This is a genomic window from Bacillus haimaensis (assembly GCF_048270625.1).
Lineage (GTDB): Bacteria > Bacillota > Bacilli > Bacillales > Bacillaceae_I > Sutcliffiella_A > Sutcliffiella_A haimaensis.
In genome coordinates, this window is sequence record NZ_CP158164.1 from 3,943,317 (window position 1) to 3,959,445 (window position 16,129).

Consider the following 16,129-nt stretch of genomic DNA (forward strand, 5'->3'; position numbering starts at 1 on the left):
TGCGCCTGTGGGGTCTTCCTTGACACGCTCCTCCCGCAGGAGTCTCACCCCTTGCTCTCCAACCATAAGGGGGAGAGTAATACCAATTATGTGCTTCAATAGAAAAAAACCAACTTCTTAAGTTTCAGATCGTAAATAAAGGAGAAATCAAGCGCAACTTCCATCTTACGCACTAAATGATTGTTTGGCACAAGCTGGTCATCTCTAGTTGATCTCGTTGGATAGGATTGTTTTTCGAAAGCATTCTTATCACCTCATATGTTATCTATTTTCATTTTAAAATACACGTGGTTATCGTTCCACAAAAAGTTTAGAAAACTCAGTTGATTGGAGTAGAAGGCACGGAGACTCCTGCGGGAGGAAGGGGAAGCCACTGAAAAAGTGCTCCTATAGCTAGACAAACCTAAATTTTTTAAGGCTTGTCTAGTTATTTTATTTTATAATAAAAGTACTAACTTTAGGTGGTGTGCTTATGTTAACGAACCAAGAAGAATTCGCTTTGAGTCCCTATGCCAAGATTTATGACTTAGTAGTACCGAAAGATAACCTACTAAGAAGAATCAACGGAATTGTGGACTTTTCCTTCATACACGAAGAACTGAAAAATAAGTATTCCCTCGATAACGGACGTAATGCCATACCACCAATCAGAATGTTTAAATACTTATTGTTAAAGGTAATTTTCGACCTATCAGATGTAGACGTGGTGGAGCGCTCAAAATATGATATGTCATTTAAATTCTTTTTAGATATGGCTCCAGAAGAATCCGTAATCAACCCTAGCTCACTCACCAAATTCCGAAGACTTCGTCTTAAGGATATGGAAATTCTAGATATGTTAATTGGAAAAACTGTAGATATCGCAATCGAACATAATCTTATTAAACAAAACATAATCTTTATCGATTCTACACATACAAATTCTCGTTATAGATCTAAAACAGCTAAGCAATATCTTCAGGAAAAATCAAAACTATTGCGCAAAGCTGTCTACCAAATTGATGAAAAAGCAAAAAAAATATTCCCTGAAAAACCAGTAAGTAAAGATTTACAAGCAGAATTAGACTACACGGAAAATTTAGTAGATGTCTTAGAAAATAATCCACAATATTCACAGATCCCTGCAGTCAATGAAAAGCTAAACCATTTAAAAGAGGCATTTGAAGATTGTAATCACCAAACTCATTTCTCTACAGATTCCGACGCACGGGTTGGACATAAATCGGAAGACCACTCTTTTCTTGGATATAAAACCCACCTAGCTATTTCTGACGAAAGAATTATCACTGCTGCCGTAATCACATCAGGAGAAAAAGCCGATGGTAAATACCTAAAAGAACTAGTGGAGAAAACTAACCAGGCAGGGATGAAAGTAGATGCAGTAGGTGGAGATACCGCTTACTCCGGTAAAGATAATTTGATTTATACTCATAAAAAAAACATAAAACTTGTAGCGAAGCTGCATCCGGTCATCACAAACGGCACCCGGGAAAAAGAAGATGGTTTTGTATTTAATAAAGACGCAAACCGATTTACTTGTCCTGCTGGGCACTTATCGAAAACGAGTGGACTGATAAAGAAAAGGGGAACAAACCGTAACGATCAACTAAAATATTTCTGGAACGTTGAGGTTTGTAAAGCTTGCCCGATTCGTCGAGGGTGCTATAAAGAAGGAGCTAAGTCGAAGACCTACTCCATCCCTATAAAATCAAATGAACACTTAGTACAAGAAGCGTTTCAACAGACAGATGAATTCAAAGAACTTGCCCGCTCAAGATATAAAGTTGAAGCAAAGAATAGTGAGTTAAAGAATAGACATGGGTATGAAAAATCAAAAGCCGCAGGTCTATTTGGGATGCAAATTCAAGGTGCCACTACGATATTCGCAGTAAATTTAAAACGAATAGTTAAGCTAATCGATGAAAAATAAATAGTAAGATAGGGTGAAATGTGAGCTTAATTGGGTGGCAATTGCCAATTAAGCTCTTTTTGTTTAGTTTTTTAAATAAAATTCAAATAATAAACTCGTTTTTCAGTGGCTTCGAGGAAGGGACAAGGGAGACCCCGCAGACGCGCAAGCGTCGAGGAGGCTCCCGGACCGCCCGCGGAAAGCGCAGTGCCTGGAACGGAAATCAACGGGCTTTATTATACAGCTACAAAAAAAACTGTAGACAACCTCGAATTACCACGAGTTTGTCTACAGTCTGCAACTTCTTAAGTTTCTTGTTTATTTATTCCACATGAAACGCCTGATATACTTCACGTTTGGGCAGATCTCTTTCTTTTGCGACCTGTTTGATTGCGTCCTTGGAAGAGTGGTTGCCTTCCTTCATATAATGCTCTACGTGTTCCTGCAGGGATAAGGTTTGCCACCATGTCTCCACCTCATCCAGTATTTCTTCATTATTGCCTTCAAGAATCAGGCAACATTCTCCTTTTACAGCCTGATCGCCAAGCAAAGCAAGTACTTCGGAAATCCTTCCGCGAGTAAACTCTTCAAACTTCTTGGTCAATTCCCTGCTTACAACAATCCTCCTGTCCCCAAGGACCTCAAGCATCGCAGTAAGCGTATCCTTCAAACGGTGAGGAGATTCGTAAAGGATAATGGTATCCTGCATTCGCAGAAGTTTGTCCAACTCCTTTTTCTTCTCCTTTTTATGCCGATCCAGGAAGCCGTAAAAGTAGAAGGGCTGGGCTACCAGTCCTGATGCAATCAGCGCGGTTAAAGCAGCATTTGCCCCTGGCATCGGTACGACATACAAGCGTTCTTCCAAAGCCTCCACCACTATTTCATAGCCCGGGTCGGAGATGGAGGGCATACCTGCATCACTGACAAGCGCCACATCCTTTCCTTCCTTCAATAGCTCGATGATTTTCTTGCCGCTCTGCTGCTTGTTATGTTCGTGGTAACTGATCAGCGGGGTGCTTATCTCAAAATAATTGCACAGCTTCTTCGTCTGTCTTGTATCTTCTGCTGCAATAAAATCAACTTCCTTCAACATCCGTAGGGAGCGAAAGGTGATATCCTCCAAGTTGCCGATCGGGGTCGGCACAAGATAAAGCCGCCCTTCCTTATATTTATCTGAAAAACTGTTTTGCTGCCATATGTCCATCTTTCCACCCCTCATTTACGTACTTTTCTTTTGCTAGCTCTTCGATGGGGCCATCCATTATTCGTTTTCGCCATAGAGCATATTCCGGACCTCCGGAGAGTACTCCCCTTTTTCATCATATACAATCAGTGGTGGCAGTATTTTCATATCAGGATTGCCATCCTTTATTCCCTCTATAAGCAGTGTATTTGCAGGCTTATCCACCCTTGAATGCACAAACTGGATTCGCTTTGGCTCCAGACGGTATTTTCTCATCAACGTCACAATATCCAAAAACCTTCCCGGCCGGTGGACAAAAGCAGCCTTGCCACCTTGTTTGACCATTTGACTGCTCACTCTAACCACATCCTCAAGCGTACAATGGATTTCATGGCGGGCAATTGCATAGTGGATATTGGCATTTATCTTCTCTTCTTTTTCCGGTACGAGAAAATATGGAGGGTTGCACGTTACTACATCAAACTTCCCATGCCCAAGCATTGCCGGGATTTCCTTGATGTCCTGATGTAGCACCTTTAATCGATCATCCAGGTTGTTATAAGCAAAGCTTCTTTGCGCCATGTTTGCTAGCCGCTCTTGGATTTCCACACCTGTAATGGTCCCCTTGGTTCTTGTGCTTAATAATAACGGTATAATCCCGTTTCCTGTGCAAAGGTCAAGGATTGCCCCTTTCTGAATAGGCACATAGGCAAAACGCGCTAAAAGTACCGCATCCAAAGAAAAAGAAAAAACCGATGGGCTCTGTATAATTCGTAAATTCTCTGCCAATAAGTAATCTAAACGCTCATCTTCTACAAGCTGTACCATTTCTCCATAACCCTTTCTTTCCTATCTTATACTTTATTATAACCTAGACTTCTTTTTAAATAGAAAAAAGTCGCCACGCATTGAAGGAGGCGACTTTACTTCTTATTAAGAAAGGACAGGCAAAACAAGCAATCGCCTTCTTTTCGGGGACTTCCAAAGTGGAGATTGCAGATATGGAACCCCTCTTGATACAAACGTGCAAGGTTATCATATCCTTCTCCCACATCGTTCTGCTTGTTCTGCTCTTTTTGCTCGTTCGGTTTCTTTTTTGTCTTCTTCTGCGTAACGGATTCATTTGACATTTGTTCCAGACGGTTCCGCAAATGGCCGTTTTCAACGAGGACACTGTTGTTTTCTTCGATAATAAGGGCAAGGTGTTCTTTCAATTCTCCGAGCTGTTTATATAAATGTCCGATTTGTTCTTCCATATTGCTTACAGAATCAAAAATCTCTTTCTTGTCCAAATTCTCCACCTCTTAATCTGTGGCTTGTGATGAAACGGCTCCCTCTTGTAGTAGTTCATCCAGCGTGTATTCTACCACTCGTTCTTTTCCTGCCAACTCCACTTGCAACACGCGTTCCAGGATGTTTAACCCTACCACACGACCAGAACCGCTTGGAGTTTGGATTACTTCGTCCAAATCAGGCAATTGCTCTTTTGCAGACTCATATTCGTCATTTTCATATTTCAGACAGCACATGAGACGTCCGCAAAGCCCTGAGATCTTGGATGGGTTTAAAGACAAGTTTTGATCCTTTGCCATTTTGATGGACACCGGTTCAAAATCCCCCAGGAAGGTCGAACAGCATAGCATTCTTCCACATGGTCCAATTCCGCCAAGAAGCTTGGCCTCATCCCGTACGCCGATTTGACGCAGTTCGATGCGTGTTCGGAAAATGGAAGCCAAATCCTTTACCAGCTCCCGGAAGTCCACTCGGCCATCTGCTGTAAAATAGAAGATGATCTTATTTCGGTCGAACGTGTATTCCACATCGACCAGTTTCATATCCAGTCCATGATCGGTCACCTTCGTGAAGCATACATCGAACGCTTCCTGTGCCGCTTTTTTGTTTTCGTCCACTATGAGACGATCCTTTTGGTCCGCAATCCGCAGCACCTTCTTCAATGGAAGAACGACATCATTTTCATCCACTTGTTTCTTCCCGATAACCGCTTTACCGAATTCCACACCCCGTACCGTTTCGACAATGACATATTCATTATCTGTTATATCAAGCCCATTTGGGTCAAAATAGTATATTTTCCCTGCTTTTTTGAATCGTACTCCTACAACTTCATACAAACTAATATCCCTCCTGCAAGTTTAAAACTAATCTTTCCATGAGAAGGTGCGGATTTACATTCGATGCTAGCCGAGACTTACTTTGTAAAATATAGGATAAATGCTCCGTGACACGTTGCTGGGTTGTCTGAAGTGCAAACTTTTCAATCTGCTCCTTCTCGTCCGTAAATACGAACTCGTCCCCTTTGTCTACTTGAGCATATAACATATCTTTATAAATAAATAGCATTAAATCTAAACCTATCTCCAATTGCTTTCTTTCTTGAAAATGAGGCATCCACTTTTCTTGAATGAACAGCAACGCTTGCTGCTGTCTCGTGAATAGCGCTTCATACAATTTTATCACTAAATTTCTAGCAAGCGCAAACCAATCATCTCGACATAATTCTACCGCTTCCTCTAAACTGTTGGTCAAATGGGAAGCCGTCCTCGCCAAAGGTACGGAAAAGCCTTCTTCCACAAGCTTATCGACCAGTCTAGTAGAGGTTAATGCCCGAAAAGACAGAGGCTGGCAGCGCGAAATGATGGTGTTCAGCATTTGATGGACATTTTCGGTTAATAAAAAAGCAAAAGTTTCCTGATTTGGCTCCTCTAAAAACTTCAATAGACTATTCGCTGCATTGGTGGTCATCTTATCTGCATGCTCAATAATGTATATCTTTCTTTTAGACTCCAAACCTGTTTTCGTAAACTCTTCCTGCAGGAACTGGATCTGCTGTTTTTTGATCGAATTCCCATCCGGCTCGAGCACATGCACATCCGGATGATTTCGTGAATCTATCCGCTTACAATTTGAACAGCTCTGACAGGGGTCTACCCCATTACGATTCCTGCATAATAAGCTTTTTGCAAAAAGATAGCTTACCTCTTTTTTACCGGTACCTTTCATGCCGTCCAGCAGATACGCATGTGCAATACGGTTTCTTTGCAGGCTATTCGTTACGATTCTTGCAACGGTAGGTTGGTAGTCCAAGTCTGACCAACTTTTTATCACATTTATCACTCACTTACCTACATATATAAATTAATGAGCAGGCCTTTGATTTCTCCGATACTGCTCAAAATATTTATTCTTGTTTTTTCTTGATCCATTACATCTTCGGTAAGGGAAATCAACGATTCATCCACCCGTTTCACAATCTGCAGATGCCTGGACTGCCCTTCATTGGTCCAGTGGTGGGATTGATGAAGCTCCATCCCGAACTCCACCGCTTCTTCCATAAACCGCTTTACGAGCGTTTTATATTTTGCCAGATCTTGAAATGTCCTGGAGTTTCCCAGTCTATTTCCAACAATTTCTATATCTCTCATCAGGATATTCAGCTGTTCCGAATGCAGCTTGGACGAATGTTTTTGCATGATCTCCCCGAAGCCTGAACGGGAAGCGGCATCGCCTTTAATGTCCATCCTGCTTTTATCTAAATTCGTTCGAAGCTCAGACGAAATTTTCAATTGAAAACGTCCCTTTCTTATAGAATAACCTTCTTATAAAAAAGCAGCTCCGATAAGCCGCTCCAAAAACTAAAACTGATGGAATTGCTCTACCGGTAAAACAAAGACCGTAGCCCCTCCGACTTCCACCTCAACAGGATAAGGAACATACGAATCTGCATTCCCACCCATTGGGGAAACAGGAGCAACCAACTGTTGACGATGCTGACAATTCTCTTTGATGATATCCATTGCCTTTTGCACGCGAACATCCTCCGTACCAATCATAAACGTGGTATTCCCTGACTTAAGAAATCCGCCAGTACTTGCTAGCTTGGTTGCGCGAAAATTATTTTCCACAAGCGCATTCATCAGCTTATTGCTATCTTTATCCTGAACAACAGCCATAATCATTTTCATCTTGTTGTACCTCCTTTATTTTACCATTAATAAGATATATCTTCATTACTTCATTATTGGTAAATCTTAATATCCTTGTTTCTTCAAGTATCCAGTAAGCTCACCTTTTACCGACGCATACACCGTATCAAAGTCCTTTGACGCATCAATCATGAGGAAACGCTCCCGATACTTTTCTATCACTTTACTATAGCCCTCTTTTACTCGATAGTGAAAATCCAATTCTTCCTGATCCAAACGGTTTATTTCTCGTTTATTATTCGCCGCAATTCTCTTAAGTCCTTCTTCCGGCTCAATATCGAAATAAATCGTCAGGGAGGGCATCTTCTTTTCTGTCGCAAACTCGTTGATGCTTAAGACTTCCTCGAGCCCTATTCCACGTGCATGTCCCTGGTATGCCAATGAGCTGTCAATAAAGCGGTCGCATAACACAATTTTATTTTCCTTCATGCTAGGCAGCACTCTCTCGACCAGATGCTGACGTCTTGCAGCTGCATATAATAGTGCTTCAGTTCTCGGGTCCATCTCCGTATTATCGCAGTCCAGAATAACACTTCTAATCTGTTCGGCAATCTTGATGCCCCCTGGCTCGCGTGTTAAAAGAATGGGAAATCCCTCTTCTCCCAACTCCCTCGCCAACTTCTGGATAATCGACGTCTTTCCTGCTCCTTCAGGTCCTTCAAACGTAATAAATAGTCCACTCACTAGCCTGTTACTCCTTTACTTCCTTATATATAGAAATATAATTACTTTTTATTCTATCATTTCCCTGAAATCTTGCCCCAAGCCTCATAAGCTGGCCAAGATACTTCACAACTTCCGCCGTAACCCTTTCTCCTTTTAACAGTACAGGAATACCGGGCGGGTAGGGAATAATGGATTCTGCTGCAACCTTACCTACAGCTTCCTCCAATTTGCACTCCATACTAGAAAGCTTCTGCTGCTTATCAAGATGGATCGCAAGCTGACTTATTCTCATCGGGAAAGGTGGAACACTCCCGTAATTGATATCTTTCCTGCTACTCTCATTCCCGACGTTCTTTTGCAAAGCTCGTTCTATTCTCTCTATCATATCATGTTTTGCGTCCATAACCGCTAACGGCAAAACAATTAATACATTCCAAGCATCAGCAAGCTCCGAAAACACGCCTTCTTTTTCCAGTACCTTCTGCAATTCAAAGCCGCTCCAACCCCACGTCGACCTAATCACTACCTTCAAAGGGTCCACTGCTATACTTTTACTCTCAGGAACTACCACGCTTAAGCCATCCAGCTTGCCCAATTCCCTGCGTATCTTTGCAGTTTCCTCTACAATGGCAGCTACATCATCCTTACTTAAGGCAACAAGGTAATATCTCGCCAAATCCAACGATGCCATGATAGGATAGGAAGGGCTGCTCGATTGTAGCATCCGTAGATAATAGGCTATCCTTTCTTCACGCACCAAGTTCCCCTTAATATGTAAAAAAGATCCCATTGTCATCGCCGGCAATGTTTTGTGCGCAGAATGCACCACTGCATCTGCCCCCAGTTCCAATGCAGAAACAGGGAAGGCTCCCCCAAGCACAAAATGAGCACCATGCGCCTCATCGACCAGTACAGGAATCCCTTCCACATGCACCCTCTCAATGATAGCTTTCAGTTCTATCGAGAGTCCATAATAGTTCGGATTGGTCAAAATAACCGCCTGCACATCTTGGATGGTCTTCAACGCCTCATCCAGTTCATCCAATGCGATGCTTGTCGAAACTTCCATCCCGTAATCATATCCGCATGATAAAAACACAGGCTCCGCTCCCGCAAGCTCCAAGCCGTTCAAAATGGATTTATGGCAATTACGCTGTACCAGCACCCTGCCTCCCCTCGAACATGCTGCAAGAATCATAGCATGATTCCCTACAGTCGAACCATTCACAAGGAAAAAGGAAGCATCCGAGCCATATAAGTCGGCAACCAAATCCTGACCTTCCTTTATCATTTCCTCCGGATCATGCAAATCATCCAACCCGGAAATTTCCGTTGCATCTATTTTTAAAATATCACAAAAGTAAGCTTGGCCCTTCTCAGGCAGGACTCTCCCATACTTATGCCCAGGCACATGACCCGAAACAGGGTTTGTCTCCCAATGCTCCTTCAATCTTGAAAATACCGGTGTTTTCTGTTGATCCATCTTCATAACCTTCACTCTTTTTCCTTCATTATTAATACCCATTATAGCCGATAGCCAGGCCAACTCCTACCCCTGCCATCTAAACCTGCAACAAAAATAAAAGCCCTTTTAACAGGACTTTTCTACTCAGGAATAAATTTTAGGAATCGTAATCTTTTTAAGCTTTTTCAGATAAAACCTATACTTCGGGTCTTCTGTATCCGTCTGAAGCATATCCTTCTCGCAGTCCGTACAAATAAACTCCGTATAAAGATGGATCCCTCTTTCTTTCTTCTCCTCACAAACAATACATGTTTCCCCAACCGATGAATGAATGGACTCCATATCTCTTTCTCCACCTCCATCCACTAGTCTATCCAAAAGCGCTGACTCTATACAAAATTATTAAAATCACAGCCTACCAAACTCTTACATCTAGTGTATGTAACGCCTACTAGTCTGTGTTTGTCTTGAAATAAAAAGAATGGGCTGTTTTTTAAAATGAAAATTGTATCGTTACTCCATCCACTCATCCTCCACCACACCAGTGCCTCATTAGCACTAATTTTTCTCCTAACTTTCCTGGCAATTAACTTGATTCATTCCCTCGGAAACTGATTTTGGAGTGTATGTGGGTACCATTCGGCTTGGTTGATTCCTTCAGTATCTAGATTTTGAGTGTGTATGGGTATCATTCTGTCTATTTGATACCCTCACTACCTATTTTTGAGGAGAGTCAGGGTTTCATTCTGCCTTTTTGACTCCCTCACTGCTTGATTTGGAGTGGAGACAGGGTTTCATTCCGCCTTTTTGATTCCCTCACTACCTGATTTTGAGCGATGTAAGGGTATCATTCTGCCTTTCCTAGGCCAGCGCCTAGCACTACTAAGTACCATCCCCCCACCACACTCATCCAAAGAACAATAAACAAAACAACTCCCCCACCCACATCAGTGCCTGGCCCCTCCACCCACCACCCAACCTCTTTCTCCCCCAAACAAAAAAAGAGGGGCCTGGCACTAATAAGTACCATCCCCCACAACACCCCATCCAAAGAACCAAACCTAAACCAACACAAACAAAAAAAGATCAGCACCAAAGCACTGACCTTTCCCCTAATTTGCCTGGCAACGTCCTACTCTCACAGGGGGACAGCCCCCAACTACCATCGGCGCTGAAGAGCTTAACTTCCGTGTTCGGTATGGGAACGGGTGTGGCCTCTTCGCCATCATTACCAGACATATTCAATTGAAGGATGTTCCTTCAAAACTAGATAACGTATTTTCTTACCAAGATTCACAAGTGCCGTTCATTGTTTTTTGGGTTAAGTCCTCGATCGATTAGTATTCGTCAGCTCCACATGTCGCCATGCTTCCACCTCGAACCTATCTACCTGATCATCTTTCAGGGATCTTACTTACCGAAGTAAAAGGAAATCTCATCTTGAGGGGGGCTTCATGCTTAGATGCTTTCAGCACTTATCCCGTCCGCACGTAGCTACCCAGCTATGCCTTTGGCAAGACAACTGGTACACCAGCGGTGCGTCCATCCCGGTCCTCTCGTACTAAGGACAGCTCCTCTCAAATTTCCTGCGCCCACGACGGATAGGGACCGAACTGTCTCACGACGTTCTGAACCCAGCTCGCGTACCGCTTTAATGGGCGAACAGCCCAACCCTTGGGACCGACTACAGCCCCAGGATGCGATGAGCCGACATCGAGGTGCCAAACCTCCCCGTCGATGTGGACTCTTGGGGGAGATAAGCCTGTTATCCCCGGGGTAGCTTTTATCCGTTGAGCGATGGCCCTTCCATGCGGAACCACCGGATCACTAAGCCCGACTTTCGTCCCTGCTCGACTTGTAGGTCTCGCAGTCAAGCTCCCTTGTGCCTTTACACTCTGCGAATGATTTCCAACCATTCTGAGGGAACCTTTGGGCGCCTCCGTTACTCTTTAGGAGGCGACCGCCCCAGTCAAACTGCCCACCTGACACTGTCTCCCAGCCCGATAAGGGCTGCGGGTTAGAATTTCAATACAGCCAGGGTAGTATCCCACCGACGCCTCCACCGAAGCTAGCGCTCCGGCTTCTCAGGCTCCTACCTATCCTGTACAAGCTGTACCAAAATTCAATATCAGGCTACAGTAAAGCTCCACGGGGTCTTTCCGTCCTGTCGCGGGTAACCTGCATCTTCACAGGTACTATAATTTCACCGAGTCTCTGGTTGAGACAGTGCCCAGATCGTTACGCCTTTCGTGCGGGTCGGAACTTACCCGACAAGGAATTTCGCTACCTTAGGACCGTTATAGTTACGGCCGCCGTTTACTGGGGCTTCGGTTCAAAGCTTCGCTTGCGCTAACCTCTCCCCTTAACCTTCCAGCACCGGGCAGGCGTCAGCCCCTATACTTCGCCTTACGGCTTCGCAGAGACCTGTGTTTTTGCTAAACAGTCGCCTGGGCCTATTCACTGCGGCTCTCTCGGGCTTTAACACCCTAACAGAGCACCCCTTCTCCCGAAGTTACGGGGTCATTTTGCCGAGTTCCTTAACCAGAGTTCTCTCGCTCACCTTAGGATTCTCTCCTCGCCTACCTGTGTCGGTTTGCGGTACGGGCACCATACTCCTCGCTAGAGGCTTTTCTTGGCAGTGTGAAATCAGGAACTTCGGTACTATATTTCCCTCGCTGTCACAGCTCAGCCTTAATGAGAAGCGGATTTGCCTACTTCTCAGCCTTGCTGCTTAGACGCACATATCCAACAGTGCGCTTACCCTATCCTTCTGCGTCCCCCATTGCTCAAACGGAGTGGAGGTGGTACAGGAATATCAACCTGTTATCCATCGCCTACGCCTTTCGGCCTCGGCTTAGGTCCCGACTAACCCTGAGCGGACGAGCCTTCCTCAGGAAACCTTAGGCATTCGGTGGAAGGGATTCTCACCCTTCTTTCGCTACTCATACCGGCATTCTCACTTCTAAGCGCTCCACCAGTCCTTCCGGTCTAGCTTCAACGCCCTTAGAACGCTCTCCTACCACTGTTCGTAAGAACAGTCCGCAGCTTCGGTGATACGTTTAGCCCCGGTACATTTTCGGCGCAGAGTCACTCGACCAGTGAGCTATTACGCACTCTTTAAATGGTGGCTGCTTCTAAGCCAACATCCTGGTTGTCTAAGCAACTCCACATCCTTTTCCACTTAACGTATACTTTGGGACCTTAGCTGGCGGTCTGGGCTGTTTCCCTCTTGACTACGGATCTTATCACTCGCAGTCTGACTCCCATAGATAAGTCTTTGGCATTCGGAGTTTGACTGAATTCGGTAATCCGATGAGGACCCCTAGTCCAATCAGTGCTCTACCTCCAAGACTCTAACATATGAGGCTAGCCCTAAAGCTATTTCGGAGAGAACCAGCTATCTCCAGGTTCGATTGGCATTTCACCCCTACCCACACCTCATCCGCTCACTTTTCAACGTGAGTCGGTTCGGGCCTCCATTCAGTGTTACCTGAACTTCACCCTGGACATGGGTAGATCACCTGGTTTCGGGTCTACGACCACGTACTCATTCGCCCTATTCAGACTCGCTTTCGCTACGGCTCCGTCTCATCGACTTAACCTTGCACGGGATCGTAACTCGCCGGTTCATTCTACAAAAGGCACGCTATCACCCATTAACGGGCTCTAACTACTTGTAGGCACACGGTTTCAGGATCTATTTCACTCCCCTTCCGGGGTGCTTTTCACCTTTCCCTCACGGTACTGGTTCACTATCGGTCACTAGGGAGTATTTAGCCTTGGGAGATGGTCCTCCCTGCTTCCGACGGGATTTCTCGTGTCCCGCCGTACTCAGGATCCACTCAGGAGGGAACGAAGTTTCAACTACAGGGTTTTTACCTTCTATGACGGACCTTTCCAGATCGCTTCATTTACCCCGTTCCTTTGTAACTCCATGTTGAGTGTCCTACAACCCCAAGAGGCAAGCCTCTTGGTTTGGGCTAATTCCGTTTCGCTCGCCGCTACTCAGGAAATCGCGTTTGCTTTCTCTTCCTCCGGGTACTAAGATGTTTCAGTTCCCCGGGTCTGCCTTCAGTACCCTATGTATTCAGGTAAAGATACTGCTCCATTACGAGCAGTGGGTTTCCCCATTCGGAAATCTCCGGATCAAAGCTTACTTACAGCTCCCCGAAGCATATCGGTGTTAGTCCCGTCCTTCATCGGCTCCTAGTGCCAAGGCATCCACCGTGCGCCCTTAATAACTTAACCGTTGACAAACTAATTGTCATGTTTTTTCGATATCAGCGATGATATCTTAAAAGAAAATTACTAAGATGAACGATACTTGTGAATGTATCTTGATATTACTTACGTTATCTAGTTTTCAAGGAACATGTTTGACAAATGTAATATTTGTCTGTTGGTGGAGCCTAGCGGGATCGAACCGCTGACCTCCTGCGTGCAAAGCAGGCGCTCTCCCAGCTGAGCTAAGGCCCCTAAAAGTTCTATAATTAAAAAATGGTGGGCCTAAGTGGACTCGAACCACCGACCTCACGCTTATCAGGCGTGCGCTCTAACCAGCTGAGCTATAGGCCCCTAATTTATATATGAGAGAGTTCTCTCAAAACTAAACAAAACAAACAGCGTCATATTCCTTAGAAAGGAGGTGATCCAGCCGCACCTTCCGATACGGCTACCTTGTTACGACTTCACCCCAATCATCTGTCCCACCTTAGGCGGCTGGCTCCAAAAGGTTACCCCACCGACTTCGGGTGTTACAAACTCTCGTGGTGTGACGGGCGGTGTGTACAAGGCCCGGGAACGTATTCACCGCGGCATGCTGATCCGCGATTACTAGCGATTCCGGCTTCATGCAGGCGAGTTGCAGCCTGCAATCCGAACTGAGAACGGTTTTATGGGATTGGCTCGACCTCGCGGTTTTGCTGCCCTTTGTACCGTCCATTGTAGCACGTGTGTAGCCCAGGTCATAAGGGGCATGATGATTTGACGTCATCCCCACCTTCCTCCGGTTTGTCACCGGCAGTCACCTTAGAGTGCCCAACCTAATGCTGGCAACTAAGATCAAGGGTTGCGCTCGTTGCGGGACTTAACCCAACATCTCACGACACGAGCTGACGACAACCATGCACCACCTGTCACTCTGTCCCCCGAAGGGGAAAGCCCTATCTCTAGGGTTGTCAGAGGATGTCAAGACCTGGTAAGGTTCTTCGCGTTGCTTCGAATTAAACCACATGCTCCACCGCTTGTGCGGGCCCCCGTCAATTCCTTTGAGTTTCAGTCTTGCGACCGTACTCCCCAGGCGGAGTGCTTAATGCGTTAGCTGCAGCACTAAAGGGCGGAAACCCTCTAACACTTAGCACTCATCGTTTACGGCGTGGACTACCAGGGTATCTAATCCTGTTTGCTCCCCACGCTTTCGCGCCTCAGTGTCAGTTACAGACCAGAAAGTCGCCTTCGCCACTGGTGTTCCTCCAAATCTCTACGCATTTCACCGCTACACTTGGAATTCCACTTTCCTCTTCTGCACTCAAGTTCCCCAGTTTCCAATGACCCTCCACGGTTGAGCCGTGGGCTTTCACATCAGACTTAAGAAACCACCTGCGCGCGCTTTACGCCCAATAATTCCGGATAACGCTTGCCACCTACGTATTACCGCGGCTGCTGGCACGTAGTTAGCCGTGGCTTTCTGGTTAGGTACCGTCAAGGTGCGAGCAGTTACTCTCGCACTTGTTCTTCCCTAACAACAGAGCTTTACGACCCGAAGGCCTTCATCACTCACGCGGCGTTGCTCCATCAGACTTTCGTCCATTGTGGAAGATTCCCTACTGCTGCCTCCCGTAGGAGTCTGGGCCGTGTCTCAGTCCCAGTGTGGCCGATCACCCTCTCAGGTCGGCTACGCATCGTCGCCTTGGTGAGCCGTTACCTCACCAACTAGCTAATGCGCCGCGGGCCCATCCTTAAGTGATAGCCGAAACCATCTTTCAATAAGGAACCAGGAGGTTCCTTATATTATCCGGTATTAGCTCCGGTTTCCCGAAGTTATCCCAGTCTCAAGGGCAGGTTGCCCACGTGTTACTCACCCGTCCGCCGCTGACTTACAAAAGCAAGCTTTTGTAAGTCCGCTCGACTTGCATGTATTAGGCACGCCGCCAGCGTTCATCCTGAGCCAGGATCAAACTCTCCAATAAAGAGTTTGAGCTTATGCTCAAATGTTGACTAGCTTATGTTTCTTTTTCGTTCTTTGTTAATCTCTATAAGATTAACGTGGACGCTGTTGTTTTGTTTAGTTTTCAAAGAACTTTTTATAAGTCGTTCTCTCGAAGCGACTTTATTATCTTATCACATCCATAAAAGCGAGTCAACAACTTTTTTAGAAGAAGTTTTTCCGAAACGCGATTCGTTTGTGACAACGAAATCTAATATACCATTTTAATAACTCCCTAGTCAATAAAAAAATACAAAAAAAGTTCCTCTTTTTTCAGAGGAACCTTAGCATAATTAAATAATATACATTTGGATGATCACCAAAGCTGCTACACCAGGGATTCCAAGCACCCCTGAAATGGCAGAGGTGGCCAAGTTGATCGGGACATGTATCCCCATTGAATTTCCGAATGCGTTCAAGAAAAACAAAAACAACGCACCTATCATTATTTTAATGGCTGTTTGTCCTACAAATCTCAATGGTTTCAGGGGAGTCCCTACTATGAGTACCAATAAAATGAGCGCTCCTATAATTCCAATCACTATCAAAGGCTGCAAACCTGCTCCCTCCTCAGCTTGTACTATATTGTAATTGTATGTTGCCTTATTGATTTCAGAACAAACTGTTGAATTTAATAATAGATGTTCCTACGCTCACTGAGAGAAGAATAGAGATGACACCTTCTTCTATTTATATA

At 45.0% G+C, this 16,129-nt stretch carries 12 protein-coding genes, 2 tRNA genes and 3 rRNA genes; 1 reads left to right on the plus strand and 16 read right to left on the minus strand.

Annotated features, from left to right (window positions below):
* Positions 1 to 472 precede the first annotated feature (472 nt).
* Positions 473 to 1,930 carry an IS1182 family transposase gene (locus tag ABN702_RS20115; protein ID WP_417897474.1) on the plus strand — a complete coding sequence of 486 codons (1,458 nt, stop codon included), beginning with the start codon at positions 473 to 475 and terminating at the stop codon, positions 1,928 to 1,930.
* A gap of 301 nt (positions 1,931 to 2,231) precedes the next feature.
* Here ABN702_RS20115 and rsmI read toward each other — a convergent pair whose 3' ends face one another.
* From rsmI to ABN702_RS20195, 16 genes are all read right to left on the minus strand, one after another.
* The gene (gene rsmI, locus ABN702_RS20120; protein WP_417900984.1) at positions 2,232 to 3,107 is read right to left on the minus strand and encodes a 16S rRNA (cytidine(1402)-2'-O)-methyltransferase; all 876 of its coding nucleotides are present in this window, start codon (positions 3,105 to 3,107) and stop codon (positions 2,232 to 2,234) included.
* Between the two features lie 63 nt (positions 3,108 to 3,170).
* The gene (locus ABN702_RS20125; protein ID WP_417898407.1) at positions 3,171 to 3,920 is read right to left on the minus strand and encodes a tRNA1(Val) (adenine(37)-N6)-methyltransferase; all 750 of its coding nucleotides are present in this window, start codon (positions 3,918 to 3,920) and stop codon (positions 3,171 to 3,173) included.
* Between the two features lie 95 nt (positions 3,921 to 4,015).
* Positions 4,016 to 4,384 carry a DNA replication initiation control protein YabA gene (gene yabA, locus ABN702_RS20130; protein WP_417898408.1) on the minus strand — a complete coding sequence of 123 codons (369 nt, stop codon included), beginning with the start codon at positions 4,382 to 4,384 and terminating at the stop codon, positions 4,016 to 4,018.
* A 12-nt stretch (positions 4,385 to 4,396) separates the two neighbouring features.
* Positions 4,397 to 5,224 (minus strand): PSP1 domain-containing protein, encoded by an 828-nt coding sequence (locus ABN702_RS20135; RefSeq protein WP_417898409.1) that lies wholly within the window; start codon positions 5,222 to 5,224, stop codon positions 4,397 to 4,399.
* 1 nt (position 5,225) lies between these two features.
* The gene (holB, locus tag ABN702_RS20140; RefSeq protein WP_417898410.1) at positions 5,226 to 6,218 is read right to left on the minus strand and encodes a DNA polymerase III subunit delta'; all 993 of its coding nucleotides are present in this window, start codon (positions 6,216 to 6,218) and stop codon (positions 5,226 to 5,228) included.
* Positions 6,219 to 6,235: 17 nt separating this feature from the next.
* Positions 6,236 to 6,676, minus strand: a complete 441-nt coding sequence (locus ABN702_RS20145; protein ID WP_417898411.1) for a YaaR family protein — start codon at positions 6,674 to 6,676, stop codon at positions 6,236 to 6,238.
* A 69-nt stretch (positions 6,677 to 6,745) separates the two neighbouring features.
* Positions 6,746 to 7,075 (minus strand): cyclic-di-AMP receptor, encoded by a 330-nt coding sequence (locus ABN702_RS20150; RefSeq protein WP_204419842.1) that lies wholly within the window; start codon positions 7,073 to 7,075, stop codon positions 6,746 to 6,748.
* Between the two features lie 66 nt (positions 7,076 to 7,141).
* Positions 7,142 to 7,780, minus strand: a complete 639-nt coding sequence (tmk, locus tag ABN702_RS20155) for a dTMP kinase (RefSeq protein WP_417898412.1) — start codon at positions 7,778 to 7,780, stop codon at positions 7,142 to 7,144.
* A gap of 7 nt (positions 7,781 to 7,787) precedes the next feature.
* Complete coding sequence (locus tag ABN702_RS20160; protein ID WP_417898413.1) at positions 7,788 to 9,251, minus strand: aminotransferase class I/II-fold pyridoxal phosphate-dependent enzyme; 1,464 nt, start codon at positions 9,249 to 9,251, stop codon at positions 7,788 to 7,790.
* 120 nt (positions 9,252 to 9,371) lie between these two features.
* Positions 9,372 to 9,569, minus strand: coding sequence for a sigma factor G inhibitor Gin (locus tag ABN702_RS20165; protein WP_417900985.1), 198 nt, complete (start codon positions 9,567 to 9,569; stop codon positions 9,372 to 9,374).
* A gap of 777 nt (positions 9,570 to 10,346) precedes the next feature.
* Positions 10,347 to 10,463 (minus strand): 5S ribosomal RNA (gene rrf, locus ABN702_RS20170).
* Positions 10,464 to 10,544: 81 nt separating this feature from the next.
* Positions 10,545 to 13,475, minus strand: a 23S ribosomal RNA gene (locus tag ABN702_RS20175).
* Positions 13,476 to 13,627: 152 nt separating this feature from the next.
* Positions 13,628 to 13,703, minus strand: a tRNA-Ala gene (locus ABN702_RS20180).
* A gap of 22 nt (positions 13,704 to 13,725) precedes the next feature.
* A tRNA-Ile gene (locus ABN702_RS20185) sits at positions 13,726 to 13,802 on the minus strand.
* Between the two features lie 63 nt (positions 13,803 to 13,865).
* Positions 13,866 to 15,415, minus strand: a 16S ribosomal RNA gene (locus tag ABN702_RS20190).
* Together the 16S, 23S and 5S rRNA genes with 2 tRNA genes alongside form the textbook arrangement of a ribosomal RNA operon.
* Before the next feature lie 310 nt (positions 15,416 to 15,725).
* Entirely contained in the window at positions 15,726 to 15,989 is a 264-nt protein-coding gene (locus ABN702_RS20195) for a pro-sigmaK processing inhibitor BofA family protein (protein ID WP_386646336.1), read from the minus strand.
* Between the last annotated feature and the right edge of the window lie 140 nt (positions 15,990 to 16,129).